Genomic DNA, 15382 nt, shown 5'->3' with positions numbered 1-15382 from the left:
GTGCCCAGGCGCGGTTTCACGAACCGGCGGGGCGGCTCAGAATCGCCTCGGCCAGATCGAAATCTTCCGGATACGTGACCTTGAAGTTACGCAGGCTGCCTTGCACGAGCTTCGGCGCGTGGCCCGACCATTCGATCGCGCTCGCCTCGTCGGTCAGATCGTGGCCGTCGGCCTGCGCGCGCAGGATCGCCTCGCGCAGCATGCCGATGCGGAACATCTGCGGCGTCTGCGCCTGCCACAAGCCGTCACGCGCTTCGGTATGGGCGATGCGGCCATCGGCCGACCCGCGGTCGATACGCTTCAAGGTATCGGCGACCGGCAACGCCATGATGCCGCCGACCGCATCGTCCTTGAGCGAACCGATCAGCGTGCGGATCAGCGCCGGCGTGATGCCCGGCCGCGCCGCGTCGTGCACGAGCACCCAGTCGTCGTCGTGGGCGCCGAACTCGGCGAGCGCGTGCAGACCGTTGAGCACCGACGCCTGGCGCGACGCGCCGCCCACGCGACGCACCGCGAAGCGCAGATTGCCGAAGCGGCGGGCGTCGAAGTGCTGGTCGTCGGGCGCGATGACGACGAGCGTCTGCGTGAATTCGCTGCACGCGTCGAACGCGGCGAGCGAGTAATGCAGCATGTCGCGGCCGGCGACAGTGCGGTATTGCTTGGGCATCGCGGCGCCGGAACGGCTGCCGGTGCCTGCGCACGGGATCAGGGCAAAGAGACGGGAAGTCACGAGTGCGGATGCCGCCAGGTCAAAGTAAAGGACGGATTTTATAATAGGTCCTTCGCATCCACGCCCGTACACGCGTAAACTTGGCCGTCGCGTGAGCCCCGAGCCGCCCTTTCTCTCCTTTATGCCAGACATCGCCGCATCCTCGCAGTCCTCCCCGCCCGTCGCGCTCGTCAAGGCCGGCCAGCGTTTCGCCTTCGACGGCACGCGCGGTTCGTCCGACGCGCTGCTGATCGCCCGCTACCATCTCGCGTATCGCGAGAAGATGCCGCTGCTTGCGGTGGTCTGCGAAAGCGCGGTCGACGCGCAGCGGCTGTCGCAGGAAATCGGCTTCTTCGCGCCGGACGCGCGCGTGCGCCTCCTGCCCGACTGGGAGACGCTGCCTTACGACACGTTTTCGCCGCACCAGGACCTCGTCTCCGAGCGTCTCGCGACGCTGCACGACCTCGGCGAAGGCCGCTGCGACATCCTGCTCGTGCCGGCCACGACGGCCTTGTACCGGATGCCGCCTGCATCGTTTCTGGCCGCCTACACGTTCTCGTTCTCGCAAGGCGAGCGGCTCGACGAGGCGAAGCTGAAGGCGCAGCTGACGCTCGCCGGCTACGAGCACGTGAGCCAGGTGGTGCGTCCCGGCGAATACTGCGTGCGCGGCTCGCTGCTCGATCTGTTCCCGATGGGCTCCCCGTTGCCTTACCGGATCGACCTGTTCGACGACCAGGTCGACTCGATCCGCGCGTTCGACCCCGATACGCAGCGCAGCCTCTATCCGGTCAAGGACGTGCGCCTCCTGCCAGGCCGCGAGTTCCCGTTCGACGAAGCCGCGCGCACCGCATTCCGCAGCCGCTGGCGCGAGACCTTCGAGGGCGATCCGAGCCGCGCGTCGATCTATAAAGACATCGGCAACGGCGTGCCGTCGGCGGGTATCGAATACTATCTGCCGCTGTTCTTCGAGGAGACGGCCACCCTCTTCCATTACCTGCCCGACGGTTCGCAACTCGCCTTCGTCGGCGATCTGGACGCGGCGATCCGGCGCTTCACCAACGACACGAAGCAGCGCTTCAATTTCCTGTCGCACGACCGCGACCGGCCGATTCTCGAACCGCAGAAGCTGTTCCTGTCGGACGAGGATTTCTTCACGTTCGCGAAACCGTTCGCACGGCTCGTGCTGCCCACCAACGGCGACGGCGCCTGGTCGATCGCGCTGCCGAACCTCGCGATCGATCGTCACGCCGACGATCCCGTCTCGGCGCTGCGCGCGTATCTGAGCACGACGCCGAACCGCGTGCTGTTCGCCGCCGAATCGGCGGGCCGCCGCGAGACGCTGCTGCAACTGCTCGCCGACAACCAGTTGAAGCCCGCCTCGGCCGACAGCTTCGCCGACTGGCTCAAGAGCGACGCGCGTTTCTCGCTCGGTGTCGCGCCGCTCGCGAACGGCTTCGCGCTGCCGGGCGACGGCATCGCGATCATCACCGAAACCGAGCTGTACGGGCCGCTCGCGCGCCGCTCGGGACGCCGCCGCCAGGAACAGGCGAGCAACGTCGATTCGATGGTGCGCGATCTGTCCGAGCTGAAGCTCGGCGACCCGGTCGTGCATTCGCAGCACGGTATCGGCCGCTACATGGGTCTCGTGACGATGGATCTCGGCGAAGGCGAAACCGAGTTCCTGCACCTCGAATACGCGGGCGACAGCAAGCTCTACGTGCCGGTCGCGCAACTGCACGTGATCTCGCGCTATAGCGGCGCCGATCCGGAAAGCGCGCCGCTGCATTCGCTCGGCTCGGGCCAGTGGGAAAAGGCCAAGCGCAAGGCCGCGCAGCAGATCCGCGACACCGCCGCCGAGCTGCTCAACCTGTACGCCCGCCGTGCCGCCCGCGAGGGCCACGCGTTCGCGCTCGAACCGAAGGACTACGTGAAGTTCGCCGAGAGCTTCGGTTTCGAGGAAACGCCGGACCAGGCCGCCGCGATCGCGGCCGTGATCGGCGACATGACGAGCGGCAAGCCGATGGACCGGCTCGTATGCGGCGACGTCGGCTTCGGCAAGACCGAGGTCGCATTGCGCGCGGCGTTCATCGCGGTGATGGGCGGCAAGCAGGTCGCGCTGCTGTCGCCGACCACGCTGCTCGCCGAGCAGCACACGCAAACCTTCAGCGACCGCTTCTCCGACTGGCCGGTGCGCATCGCCGAGCTGTCGCGCTTCAAGTCGACCAAGGAAGTGAACGCGGCGATCCGGCAGATCAACGAAGGCGCGGTCGACATCGTGATCGGCACGCACAAGCTGCTGTCGTCCGATGTGCAGTTCAAACGGCTCGGGCTCGTGGTCATCGACGAGGAGCACCGCTTCGGCGTGCGTCAGAAGGAGGCGCTGAAGGCGCTGCGCGCGGAAGTCGACGTGCTGACGCTGACCGCGACACCGATCCCCCGTACGCTCGGCATGGCGCTCGAAGGCCTGCGCGATTTTTCGGTGATCGCAACGGCGCCGCAAAAGCGCCTCGCGATCAAGACCTTCGTGCGGCGCGAGGAAGACAGCGTGATTCGCGAAGCAATGCTGCGCGAGTTGAAGCGCGGCGGCCAGGTCTACTTCCTGCACAACGAAGTCGAGACGATCCAGAATCGCCGGCAGATGCTTGAAGAGCTGGTGCCCGAAGCGCGCATCGCGGTCGCGCATGGACAGATGCACGAGCGGGAACTGGAGCGGGTGATGCGCGACTTCGTCGCGCAACGCGCGAACGTGCTGCTGTGCACGACGATCATCGAAACCGGCATCGACGTGCCGAGCGCGAACACGATCCTGATCCACCGCTCCGACAAGTTCGGCCTCGCGCAATTGCATCAGCTGCGTGGCCGCGTCGGCCGCTCGCATCACCAGGCGTACTCGTATCTGCTCGTGCACGATCCGCAGGGGCTCACCAAGCAGGCGCAACGGCGGCTCGAAGCGATCCAGCAGATGGAGGAACTCGGCTCGGGCTTCTATCTCGCGATGCACGACCTCGAAATTCGCGGCACCGGCGAGGTGCTCGGTGACAAGCAGTCGGGCGAGATTCACGAGATTGGCTTCCAGCTTTATACCGACATGCTCAACGACGCAGTGAGGGCGCTCAGGAACGGCAAGGAGCCAGACCTCACCGCGCCGCTCGCAGCGACCACCGAGATCAACCTGCATTCGCCGGCGATCTTGCCGTCGGACTATTGCGGCGACGTGCAGGAACGTCTGTCGCTGTACAAGCGCCTCGCGAACTGCGAACACAACGATTCGATCGACGGCATCCAGGAAGAGCTGATCGACCGCTTCGGCAAGCTGCCGCCGCAGGCGCATGCGCTGGTGGAGACGCATCGACTGCGGCTCGCCGCGAAGCCGCTCGGCATTTCGAAGATCGATGCCGGTGAAGCGGTGATCGGCCTGCAGTTCATCCCCAATCCGCCCGTCGACGCGATGCGGATCATCGAGATGGTGCAGAAGCACAAGCACATCAAGCTCGCGGGTCAGGACAAGCTGCGTATCGAAACGCGCAGCCCGGATCTCGCGGTGCGCGTCGCGACCGTCAAGGAGACCTTGCGCGCGCTCGGTTCGCCGAGCCGCGGCACGGCGGCGGCGCCTGCTCGCTGAGCGCGGCACGCTGCGCGCACAGGCTCGTGAAAACCGCAGAAAACGGGGGGACGTCCCCCGTTTTTTTGCATCGATGCTGCGCTGCGCCAACGCGAGCCCGGCTTTTTGGACATCCTTACGAAAATGCAATTTGGGATATGATCGATAGACACAAAACGCTGGAGTCATGTCATGTCTCACGTCGCTGAAACAGCGCAATCGTTGCAGTCGTCCGCCTCCTCCACGTCCCCCGCTTCTCCGATATCTCTGCCCTGGGTCACCCGTCTCGTGTCGATGGACACGGTGAGCCGCAATCCAAACCTCGGCCTGATCGAAACCGTGCGCGACGAACTGCGCGCGGTCGGTATCGACGCGACGCTGACGCACGGCAAGGGCGGCAAATGGGCGAACCTGTTCGCGACCATTCCCGCGCACGACGGCGAAACGAACGGCGGCGTCGTGCTGTCGGGCCACACCGACGTCGTGCCGGTGGACGGCCAGCAATGGGACAGCGATCCGTTCAAGCCGGAGATTCGCGGTGACAAGCTCTATGGCCGCGGCACCTGCGACATGAAGGGCTTCATCGGCGTGGCGCTCGCGCTCGTGCCGGACATGCAGCGCACGAAGCTCGCGAAGCCGATCCACTTCGCGCTGTCGTTCGACGAGGAAGTGGGCTGCGTGGGCGCGCCACTTCTGATCGCCGATCTGATGAAGCGCGGCGTGAAGCCGGACGGCTGCATCGTCGGCGAGCCGACCAGCATGCGCCCGATCATCGCGCATAAGGGCATCAACGCGTATCAGTGCTGCGTACGCGGCCAGGCCGCGCATTCGTCGCTGACGCCGAAGGGCTTGAACGCGATCGAGTACGCGGCCCGCCTGATCTGCTACATCCGCGACATGGCCGACCAGTTCCGCGCGCAAGGCCCCTTCGACGAACTGTACGACGTGCCGTTCAGCACCGCGCAGACCAGCACGATCACGGGCGGCAACGCAATCAACACGGTGCCGGCCGAATGCCAGTTCCAGTTCGAGTTCCGCAATCTGCCGACGCTCGATCCCGAGCAGATCTTCGCGCGCATCGACAGCTACGCGCGCGAAACGCTGCTGCCGAAAATGCTGCGCGAGCATCCCTCGGCCGCGATCGAGATCACTAAGATCGCCGCGGCGCCCGGACTCGATTCGTCCGAACAGGCCGCGATCACGCAGCTCGTCCGCGCGCTGACGGCCGACCAGGACAAGCGCAAGGTCGCATACGGCACCGAGGCCGGCCTGTTTTCGAACGCGGGGATTCCGAGCATCGTCTGCGGCCCCGGCGACATCCAGCAGGCGCATAAGGCGAACGAATTCGTCGAGCTCGAGCAGCTCGTCGCGTGCGAGCGCTTCTTGCGCAAGTTCATCCACAGCATGTCGGTCGAGGCCGCTTAGCCCGTTTCGTTGCAGCGGCGCGCAGCCGCAGTGAAACTGCGCGCCGAGCCACGGGCCTCAGCGACATCGACGACTCCGGAGCGACCGCCATGTCCAGCGCCATGCCGCAGCACACGGATCACACGATCGACGGTGAGCCGATCCCCACGCTCGACGACATCGCCGCGCAGCACTTCGCGTTGACGCCCTGGGTCGCGCGCACGCCGGTGTTCGACCGGCTCGACTTCTCGTCGCTGCGCGGCACCGTCGTCAATTTCAAGTTCGAGCTGCTGCAGGCGGGCGGCAGCTTCAAGGCACGCGGCGCCTTCACGAACCTGCTCGCGCTCGACGACGCGCAGAAGAGCGCCGGTGTCACCTGCGTGTCGGGCGGCAATCACGCGGTGGCGGTCGCCTATGCGGCGATGCGGCTCGGCGTCAGCGCTAAGGTCGTGCTGTTCAGCGCAGCGAATCCGGCCCGCGTCGCGTTGTGCCGCGAGTACGGCGCCGACATCGTCTATGCGGAAGATCTCGCCGAAGCGTTCGAACTGGTGCGCCGCGTCGAGGCCGAGGAAGGCCGCTATTTCGTGCATCCGTTCAACGGCTATCGCACGGTGCTCGGCTCGGCGACGCTCGGCTACGAATGGGCCACGCAAACGCCCGACCTCGAAGCGGTGATCGTGCCGATCGGCGGTGGCGGACTCGCGGCCGGGGTCTCCACCGCGCTGCGGCTCGCGAATCCGAACGTGCACGTGTACGGCGTCGAACCCGAAGGCTCGGACGTGATGAGCAAGAGTTTTGCCGCCAACCATACGGTCAGAATGGGCCACATGCACAGCATCGCCGATTCGCTGATGTCGCCGCATACCGAGCAATACAGCTACGAGCTGTGCCGCCGCCATGTCGATCGGATCGTCACCGTGTCCGACGACCAGTTGCGCGAGGCGATGCTGATCCTGTTCAATCAGCTGAAGCTCGCGGTCGAGCCGGCTTGTGCGGCCGCCACGGCCGGATTGCTCGGACCGCTGCGCGAACAGTTGCAGGGCAAACGCGTGGGCGTGCTGCTATGCGGCGCCAATATCGACCCGGTCAGTTTTGCCGCGCATCTGGAGCGCGCGCGCCATAGCGAGTCACAGTTTCCTCATTAGCGACGCGCGGCAGATGCGCTTGTTGCCTTGCGGCTAAAGCACTAGCCTATCCGCTTCAGGTTGGTATGATTCGGCTATTCACATCAGGGAGGTGTAGGTATGAGCATGATCCAGGAATTTAAAGAATTTGCCCTCAAAGGCAACGTGATGGATCTGGCGGTCGGTGTGATTATCGGCGGCGCGTTTTCCACCATTGTCAATTCCGTGGTTAAAGACCTGATCATGCCGGTTGTCGGGGTCGCTACCGGCGGCCTCGATTTCTCCAACCTGTTCGTTCGCCTCGGCCATATTCCGGCCACTTACAAAGGCAACCCCGAATCATATAAAGACCTGCAGACGGGTGGCGTGGCGGTGTTCGGTTACGGTTCGTTCATTACCGCGACGATCAACTTCATCATTCTCGCGTTCATCATCTTTCTGATGGTCAAGTTCATCAACAAACTGCGCAAGGAGCCGCAAGCCGCACCGGCGGAGCCGCCGCCGCCGCCGGAAGACGTGCTGCTGCTGCGCGAGATCCGCGATTCGCTGAAGAACCCGCAGCGTTAATCGTCGAATCAAGCTCGGGTTGGACGGCCTGAGCCAGTGAAATTAAAAGGCCTGTTGCGATCGGCGTCGCGACAGGCCTTTGTGTTTTCACGCTGCTTTCAGCGCGCTGCGCTTTATCGAGCCTTACCCTTCCTTTTGCGCCTTCAATTGCGCCGCGCTTTCGATCATCGCTTCGAGCTGGCCGAAATTGACAGGCTTCGTCAGATGCGATGTAAAGCCCGCGCTCAAACAGCGGCGCACGTCCTCGTCGGTGCCGAAGCCGGTCAGCGCGACGGCTGGCACGTCGGAATGTTCGCGAAACGCCTTGACGAAATCGAGACCGGTGCCATCTGGCAATCCGACATCGCTGACAACCAGATCGAACCTGTGCAACTGCGTCGCGGCAAGCGCATCGTCGACGCGCCCGACCACCATCACCTGATGACCCAAGCCGCGCATCAATTGGGCCATCACGTCGGCGGTGTCGGCATGGTCCTCGATCAGCAGCACGGACAGCGAACTCGCCGGCTGCACGTTGCTCGGCACGATGACCGGCGGCGCGGGGGCCGGCGCGGCGGCGGTCGGCAGCGTGATCGTGAAGGTCGCGCCGCAATGCGGACCAGGACTCTGCGCGGTCACAGTGCCGCCGTGCACGTCCGTCAAAGCCTTCGTGATCGCGAGACCGAGACCCAGGCCGCCGAACTGCCGCGTCATGCTTTGGTCGCCCTGCTCGAACGCATTGAACAGCTTGCCGATCTGCTCCGGCTCGATGCCGATGCCGGTGTCTTCGACCGAGATCTGCACCTGCATGCGTTCGTCGCGTGTGCGCACATAGATATGGCCGCCGTCCGGCGTGAACTTCGCGGCATTGCGAATCAGGTTCCACAGCATCTGTTGCAGCCGCGCGCGATCGGCGAGCACGTAGTGATGCGTCGCGTGCTTCTCGACATGCACGTCCTGCTGCTTGACCTGGATTTCGCTGCGAAAGAGTTCGAGCACGCTGTCGATCACGTCGTGTACGTCGACGGTCTCCAGCGACAGCCGCAGCTTGCCGTTCGCGACGCGCGTCAGATCGAGCAGATCGTCGATCAGCCGCGCCTCCAGTTCGACGTTGCGGCGGATCATGCGCACGCTCGCACGCGCCTGCTCCGGCAGTTCCGGGATCATCTCGAGCACGCTCGCGCCCGCGAGCACCGGCGTAAGCGGTGTGCGCAATTCGTGCGACAGCATCGCGAGAAAACGGTCCTTCGCGCGATTCGCTTCTTCGGCCGCCTGGCGCGCGGCCTGCTCGGACTCGAGCAGTCGCTCGCGCTCCTCGATCGCCTCGCGCTGCGAGTGGATGTCGGTGCAGCTACCGAACCATTTGCTGACGTTGCCATCGGCATCGCGCATCGCGACCACGCGCACGTCGAACCAGCGGTACTCGCCGTCGTGGCGGCGAATCCGCATCTCGTGCCGATAGTCGCCGCTGCGGCTCGCGACGGCCTTCAGCCAGCTTTGCCGGATCTGCTCGCGATCGTCGGGATGCACGGCGTCGAGCCACGCGAGACCATGCGAGCCATGTTCGGACAAGCCGGTGTAGTCGTACCACTGTTTCGACAGGAAGTCGCAATCGCCGGCCGCGTCGCAGGTCAGCACGAGATGCGGCAACGTCTCCGACAGCGTGCGGTAATGCAGCTCGCGATCGCGCAGCAGTAGCGCTTCGTCGGACGCGCGTTGCAGCCGCACCTGCGACAACACGCGCTCCACGGCCTCTGGCAGATAGTCGAGATAGTCGCCGGACTTCGGCACCACGTCGGACACGCCCGCGCGCAGCGCTTCGATCACGCGCGACTCGTCGGTGAAGCCGGTCACGAGGATCGCCGGAATGCGCACGCCCTCCGCGCGCAGACGCCGGAAGAAATCGAGCCCGGTCTCCGGTCCGCTCAGCTGATAATCGAGCACGAGCAGATCGGGGGCGCGGCTCGCCAGCCGCTCGCGGGCCGCCTCGACGCCGGCGCAGATCGTCACCCGGCAGCCGGCGCGTTCGAGCGACTTGCGCGCGAGCCGCAAGATGCCCTCGTCGTCATCGACGACGAGCACATAGGCGGCGTGCGGCGTGGACACTTCTTCGATCATGCAGGTGCTCTCCGGCTCGGTACGGTGCTCATCTTGTCATGAACGGCTTTCGGACAGCTTCAGGGCGGCGCGAGCCGATGCCCCGGCGGCAGTTTGACCACTTGCAGGAAAAAGCCGAGCCGACACACGGCCTCGACGAACGCATCGTATTCGACCGGCTTGCAGAGATAGACGTTGCAACCGAGTTCGTAGCAGCGCGCGATTTCGCGCGGATCGTCGGTCGTGGTCAGCACGATCACGGGTACGGCGGCGGTCTCGGGGGCTTCCTTCAGACGTCGCAACACCTCGAAGCCGTCGACGCGCGGCATCTTCAGATCGAGCAGCACGACGAAATTCGCCAGATTCTCGCGCGGCGGATAGGGATGGCCGTCGGCGTCGGTCAACGGCTCAGCGGCCGCGGGGCCGAAGAAGTAATCGAGCGCCTGCTGGCCGTCGCGAAAGCGCACGAAGCCGTTCGAAATGCCGGCGCGGCGCAGATTCCTCTCGACGAGCGTCGCGTGGCCGTCGTCGTCTTCGATCAGAACGATGCTGACCGCTTGCGCGTGATTCATAGGCTCTCCGTGCCAACGATTCGTCATCCATGCCGCCGGGAGAAGGGCAGCGGCAGGGCCCGCGCCGGCGTGCGCCGCGCTCAGAGGCGCGCCGGCTGCTCGGGCAGCACCACGAAAAAGGTCGATCCGGCGCCTTCGGCCGATTCGACCCAGACGCGCCCGCCGTGCCGCTCGACCGCGCGCCGCACCACCGCGAGGCCGATCCCCTCACCGCTTGCAACGTCCCCGTGCAGACGCTGGAACGCGCGAAACACCTTCGACAGATACACGGCCGGAATGCCGAGCCCATTATCGCGGACGTAATAGGTGCGCATACGGACCGCGCGCGGCTCACTTTCGTCGACGGGTTCGGGCGCGAGCGCGCCGACCTCGATGCGCCCGCGGCGCGCCGGATCGAGGAAAGTCAGCGCATTGCCGATCAGGTTGCCGAAGATCTGCTCGACCGCCGCGGGATCGCCCCATGCGGGCGGCAGCTCGCGCACCGTGACGCTCGCGACGCGGTGGTCGATCGTGCCTTGCAGCCCATCGACGACTCGCGCCACCGCGCGCTCGACGCTGACCCGCTGCCACTGATATTCGAGCCGTCCCGCGCGCGAGATGCGCAACAGCGCCTCGATGATCGCCGCCGCGCGCGCGACCGCAGTGCGCAAATAGTGCAACGACTCGCGCACGTCGCCATCGAGGATCTGCGTCATGCGCCGTGCTTCGTTCTCCGACAGACGAGCCTGTCCGACGAGCACGTCGAGTTCGTCGCACGACATGTGCAGCTCTTTCGAAAACCCCTGCAGATTGACGAGGGGCGAGCGCAGATCGTGCGACACGCTGTAGATGAACATCTCGTTGTCCTGCGTTTCCTGGCGCAATTCCTCATTGACGGCCGCCAGTTCGCGCGCGCGTGCTTCGAGTTCCGTCTTCAGCGCCTCCTGCCCGGCTTCCGCCTCGCGCAGACGCGCATCGGTCTGATGCAGCACCGTGTCGAGCGCGGCGATTTCGTCGCTGCCCGACAACGGCGCCGCGAGCGGCCGGCCGCTGCCGAGCCGCTCGGCGTTATCGGTCAGCACTTCGAGGCGTTGGCCGATGCCGCGCGCGAACACGAAGGCGGTGACCGCCCAGATCAACATCGAGCCGAACACCGCGGCGATCAGCGCGCGCTGCTGAAGCTCGCGCCGCTCGCGGAGCGCGCTCGAGCGCTCGACGTCGAGCTCCGACGCCGCCGCGCCGAACTGGGCCAACTCGTCGCGGAACACGGCGATCTGCTCCGGCAACTCGCCGGTTTCGAGCGCGATATAGGGGCGTAGACTGCGCCCCTCGTGCAACGCCTGCGAGATCGCGACACTCTGTTCGCGATACGCGTCGATCGCGCGCCGCATGCTGCGCACGCGCTCGGCCTGAGCCGGCGTTTCGGCGACGAGCGCATCGAGCTTCGCGAGCCGGTCATTCAGGTCGACCCACACCGCATGGCGGTCGATCAGCGAGGCGCTGCCCGTCACCATCGCCGTGCGCACGCGCGCGGCCTGACGCAGCAGCGGATCGACGATGGCCGACGACTCGTAAAGGATCTGCTTGCTGTTGTCGACCCATCGCGCGGCCTGCGCGGTCCGCTCCTGGGTATCGAAGACGACCCCGAGCAGCGCGAGTTCGACCACGCTCGGTATCGCGATCAGCAGCAGACCTTTGGTGAATAGTTTCATGGTTCCGTCAGGGCGTTCAGGCTGTGGTTCAGGCTGTCACTCGAACGGCGGGCTCGCGCGCACCCGTCGCGCCCTGCAAGGCGGGCGCCGCGCGGCTGGACGGGCCATTATCGACGTGAATCAGAGATATATCAACGACGCGCCAGCAAGCGCTCGACCACACAAAGATGACTTTTTTATTGGGATGGGATGTTTTTTCCGCGCCGCCTGCGTCTATGATGGAGACAAGGTGTGCTGGGATGCGAATGCGCGCGGCGAGGCGGTTCGGCATGATTCGTGCGGGAGGCGGTGGGGCGATGCGGTAGCGTCGAATCATCGTGAATCCGGCCTTGTCGTATGCTATAAAACATCGACGTGCGGCGCGCGAAAGCCGGGAGTGGTCGCATGAGGACGCAGCGATTCTTGCAATTCTTTTTCAGGCGAATTTTTATGTCCTTCCCGAAAAAGCGTAGACGCGCGAAGGTGGACGGCGACGAGTCGTTCCTCGCGGTTCTGCGGCATTTCAAGCCGTTCGGTCAACTCGACACCAAGATTGCGCGGGCTCGCGCGCAGGACGAACCGGTGCTCTATGCACACGTGCTGCCCGGACTCGACGTGCTTCTATGCAGCGTGCGCGGCGCACAGCCGCCCTACCCCGCACCAGCCGAATTGCGGCGGCGCTGCCTCGAATCCATTACCAACGCGCTGGAGCAGCCACTCGATGGTCTCGAGAACGGCGGCTACTGGTACGAGGCCGACGGCTTCGGCTTCCTCGTGTTCGCGAGCCGTGCGCGCGGCAAGATTCTGACGGAGTTCGGCGCGACACGAATCGGTACCCGGCGCGGCGTGCGTCGCCAGGATGCGTCGGGCGATGCAACACCACGTTCGCTCAGATAGGCCAATCGGGCGCCCTGAAGTTCAGGGCTGCTGACAGGTCGTTCTCTTCGCTTCATCGAAACCCTGGCTCGACGGCAACCGCGCGCAGCTCCTCACGCGGCATCATGCCGTTTCATCGACGCGCTCGCCGCGCCTCAGCTGCCCTTGTATTCGGCCGCGCTCGCCGGCGACTGCGTCGCGGGCTTACGATCCACCGCGGCTGGCGACGACGCGCCGCCCGAAGACTTGTTGACCGGCGCGCCCTCGAGCGATATCGGCGCCTTCGGCTGTTGCTTGACGCCCGGCGGCGGCGCCTTCGGCATTTGCCGCACTTGCGCGAGCAATTGCGCGCACGGCAGCGGCTTGTTGTTGCTCGGCGCGAGCAGCGGGATCAGCGCCGCGAACGGATTGATCAGCCCGAGCCCGACCGCCGCGCCGCCGCGCAACGCGAGCGCGGCCGCATTGACGCCGACGTGCGGATCCTTGAAGGTGCCCTTCACGTACAGAGGCGAGCGCAGCGAAAAAACCCGGAAGCCCTTCGTATGCGGATGCACGCCCAGGTCCATCGTCTCGTCGCGCAGATTCACGTGACCGTCGATGTTGATCACCGCGTCGCCGGTGTCGAGCGCGAACACGCGCGCTTCGAGCACGCCGTCGGTCGCGACGAAATCGGCGGCCGCGCAATTGATCTTCACGTCGCTAGTGCCGAACAGCTTTTCATAGACGACGTTCGCGACGTTGAGCCCGGCCGCCTCCATCAGCAGACGGCTCACGGTGCCGTCGGTCACGAGCGCCTTCAACTCGCCGTTCGAAGTCGCCGCGAGCGCCGCCGGCGAATTACCGGTCGCGGACAACGACGCATCGCCGTTGATCTCGCCGAGCGCGTTCTGCATCGTCTTGAAGCTCGGGAATAATTGCTTCAGCTTGACGTGCCGCGCCGACATCGCGAAGCGGCCCTTCAGCGGCGCCGCGCTGCCATCGAGATGAATGTCCGACGCGAGCGAGCCGCCCGCGACGCCGAACTTCAGCGGCACGAGCGACAGCACGCCGTCGGTCATCACGACGTGCGTGTACAGATCCGTGATCGGCAGGTTCGAGTTCTTGATGATGCGCCGGCCGGTGAACTTGACGTCGGCGTCGATCGCCTTCCAGCGCTCGGTGCGGAACTCCTCGACCGGCAGCGCGCGGTTGCCCGGCTGCGCGGCCGCATCGCCGCGCCTCGCCTTGCTCGCGTTCGAATCGGCGCCGATCACCGGCGCGAGATCCGAGAACTGCAACAGATGCGACTCGAGTTCGCCCCGCAGCAGCGGACGTGGCTCGCGCGCAGTATAGGTCAACGAACCGTTCAAGTCGCTGCCGCCGACCCGGCCTGTGAAGTTTTCATACGTGAACACGTTGCCGCTCGATTTGAACTGACCGATCAGATGACCCTCGGTCGCGTACGGGGGGGTCTCGGGCAAGGTCACACCGGTCAGCAAATATAGGCGCGCCATGCTGTTGCCCTGCAGCCAGAGACGCAGATCGAGCGCCCCGAGATGCGCCGGATCGGTGAGCGTGCCGACGAAGGCGATATGCAGATCGCCGGCTTTGACATCGGCCTGCACCGGGAACGGCCGGTTCGCGTCTTGCAGCGCGAGCACGCCGCCGAGCTTGCCGCTGCCCGACACCGGCGTGCGGTTGTAGGTGCCCTTGACGGTCCAGCCGATCGCATAAAGCGGCGTCGCGCGCCTGGCGCCAGGTGCGGTGCCGCTCGCCCCCGAGACAGCCGCGGCCGGGCTGCCGCTCCCGCTGGTGGTTTCGGCTGGTGCGGCGGCGCCGCTCGTCGCGAGCACGCCGGAAACCGCGGCCACGCCCGACGTTGCGGACGCGCCCGATGCGCCCGACGCCTGCGCCGCCGCTTCATAAGCCGCCGCTGCGGAAGCCGCCTTCGCCTCCGACGCGGCTTGCGCCTCGGCCTGGGCGGCGAGCTTGCTCGCGCCCGCGCGGCCGACCGCCTGCACCGACGCGCCGCGCGAGGCCGCTTCCTGCTGCTTCAGCGCGTCGCCGATCGGGATCGGCTGCCCGAGCGTATCGACGACCATCTGCACCTCGACCTTCTTCTGCTGATCCGACAGCGCGATGTTGCCCTTCGCGAACGCGATATCGTGCAGAACGAGCTTCCACTCGGTGGGTCCGCCCGACGACGGCAGCTTGAAGGTCCAGTTATTGCGCCCGTCGACAAGACGTTCCAGATCGACCGACGGATTCACGAGGTTGATCGCCGGAATCACGATGTCGTGCGCGAGCAGCGGCAGCACCTCGACCTCGAAGTCGATTTCGTCGAGCGTCGCGAACTGCGGCTGTTTGGTCCAGTCGGGATTGCCGATCGTGATGTTGGCCGCCGAAAAGCGCGGCCAAGGCACCCAGCCGCGCCAGCCGGTCTCGCCGACCGCATGACGCCAGCCCACCTTCAGGTCGCCGTTGATCGCGAACGGCCGGCCGATCGCCTGGCTGACCTTGTCGTCGATGTAAGGCCGCGCGCGGTTCCAGTCGAAGCTCAGGATGAAGACGACGAGCGCGACGATCAGGATCACGAGCGCCGCCAGCAGCCATGCAAAGATTTTTCCGACCCGTCGTCCGATGCCGCTCGACACTGCCATTGAAAAGCTCCGCGTATTGTTCTACGTTGTGCACCGTGCAGCAGTTATCGTACCTGGCGCGCGAGCATGAATCGCCGCGTCGGTCGTGCGCTGTTGCGCCTCGTCGTTTTATCATGGCGCACGCTTTGCCGACAGCCCCACCGG

General features: G+C 65.6%; 11 protein-coding genes. 5 read left to right on the top strand and 6 right to left on the bottom strand.

Annotated features, from left to right (window positions below):
- Nucleotides 1-16: 16 nt before the first annotated feature.
- Complete coding sequence (gene ispD / locus HDG33_RS22315; RefSeq protein ID WP_184033437.1) at nucleotides 17-730, bottom strand: 2-C-methyl-D-erythritol 4-phosphate cytidylyltransferase; 714 nt, start codon at nucleotides 728-730, stop codon at nucleotides 17-19.
- A 121-nt stretch (nucleotides 731-851) separates the two neighbouring features.
- On the opposite strand from ispD, the gene mfd reads away from it, so the two are divergent.
- The 4 genes from mfd (at nucleotide 852) to mscL (ending at nucleotide 7405) form a co-directional block, all read left to right on the top strand.
- Entirely contained in the window at nucleotides 852-4331 is a 3480-nt protein-coding gene (mfd, locus tag HDG33_RS22310; RefSeq protein ID WP_184033435.1) for a transcription-repair coupling factor, read from the top strand.
- A 171-nt stretch (nucleotides 4332-4502) separates the two neighbouring features.
- Nucleotides 4503-5735, top strand: coding sequence for an acetylornithine deacetylase (gene argE / locus HDG33_RS22305; protein WP_184033433.1), 1233 nt, complete (start codon nucleotides 4503-4505; stop codon nucleotides 5733-5735).
- An 89-nt stretch (nucleotides 5736-5824) separates the two neighbouring features.
- Nucleotides 5825-6859, top strand: coding sequence for a threonine/serine dehydratase (locus HDG33_RS22300; RefSeq protein ID WP_090804696.1), 1035 nt, complete (start codon nucleotides 5825-5827; stop codon nucleotides 6857-6859).
- 99 nt (nucleotides 6860-6958) lie between these two features.
- Nucleotides 6959-7405: a large conductance mechanosensitive channel protein MscL gene (gene mscL, locus HDG33_RS22295; RefSeq protein ID WP_184033430.1), complete on the top strand. Its 447-nt coding sequence runs from the start codon at nucleotides 6959-6961 to the stop codon at nucleotides 7403-7405.
- A 123-nt stretch (nucleotides 7406-7528) separates the two neighbouring features.
- On the opposite strand, the gene HDG33_RS22290 is transcribed toward mscL, so the two are convergent.
- The 4 genes from HDG33_RS22290 to HDG33_RS22275 all read right to left on the bottom strand — a co-directional run bounded on the left by HDG33_RS22290 (nucleotide 7529) and on the right by HDG33_RS22275 (nucleotide 12060).
- Nucleotides 7529-9502, bottom strand: a complete 1974-nt coding sequence (locus tag HDG33_RS22290) for a response regulator (protein WP_184033427.1) — start codon at nucleotides 9500-9502, stop codon at nucleotides 7529-7531.
- Nucleotides 9503-9561: 59 nt separating this feature from the next.
- Nucleotides 9562-10053, bottom strand: a complete 492-nt coding sequence (locus HDG33_RS22285) for a response regulator (RefSeq protein WP_184033424.1) — start codon at nucleotides 10051-10053, stop codon at nucleotides 9562-9564.
- 80 nt (nucleotides 10054-10133) lie between these two features.
- Nucleotides 10134-11744: an ATP-binding protein gene (locus HDG33_RS22280; RefSeq protein WP_184033421.1), complete on the bottom strand. Its 1611-nt coding sequence runs from the start codon at nucleotides 11742-11744 to the stop codon at nucleotides 10134-10136.
- Between the two features lie 28 nt (nucleotides 11745-11772).
- Nucleotides 11773-12060: a hypothetical protein gene (locus tag HDG33_RS22275; protein ID WP_184033418.1), complete on the bottom strand. Its 288-nt coding sequence runs from the start codon at nucleotides 12058-12060 to the stop codon at nucleotides 11773-11775.
- Between the two features lie 68 nt (nucleotides 12061-12128).
- On the opposite strand from HDG33_RS22275, the gene HDG33_RS22270 reads away from it, so the two are divergent.
- Nucleotides 12129-12620 (top strand): hypothetical protein, encoded by a 492-nt coding sequence (locus tag HDG33_RS22270; protein ID WP_184033415.1) that lies wholly within the window; start codon nucleotides 12129-12131, stop codon nucleotides 12618-12620.
- Nucleotides 12621-12754: 134 nt separating this feature from the next.
- On the opposite strand, the gene HDG33_RS22265 is transcribed toward HDG33_RS22270, so the two are convergent.
- Nucleotides 12755-15238, bottom strand: a complete 2484-nt coding sequence (locus HDG33_RS22265; protein ID WP_184033413.1) for an AsmA family protein — start codon at nucleotides 15236-15238, stop codon at nucleotides 12755-12757.
- Nucleotides 15239-15382 lie beyond the last annotated feature (144 nt).

The sequence above is a fragment of the Paraburkholderia sp. Cpub6 genome, assembly GCF_014201065.1.
GTDB lineage: Bacteria > Pseudomonadota > Gammaproteobacteria > Burkholderiales > Burkholderiaceae > Paraburkholderia > Paraburkholderia tuberum.
This window is presented reverse-complemented; position numbering and strand designations above follow the sequence as displayed.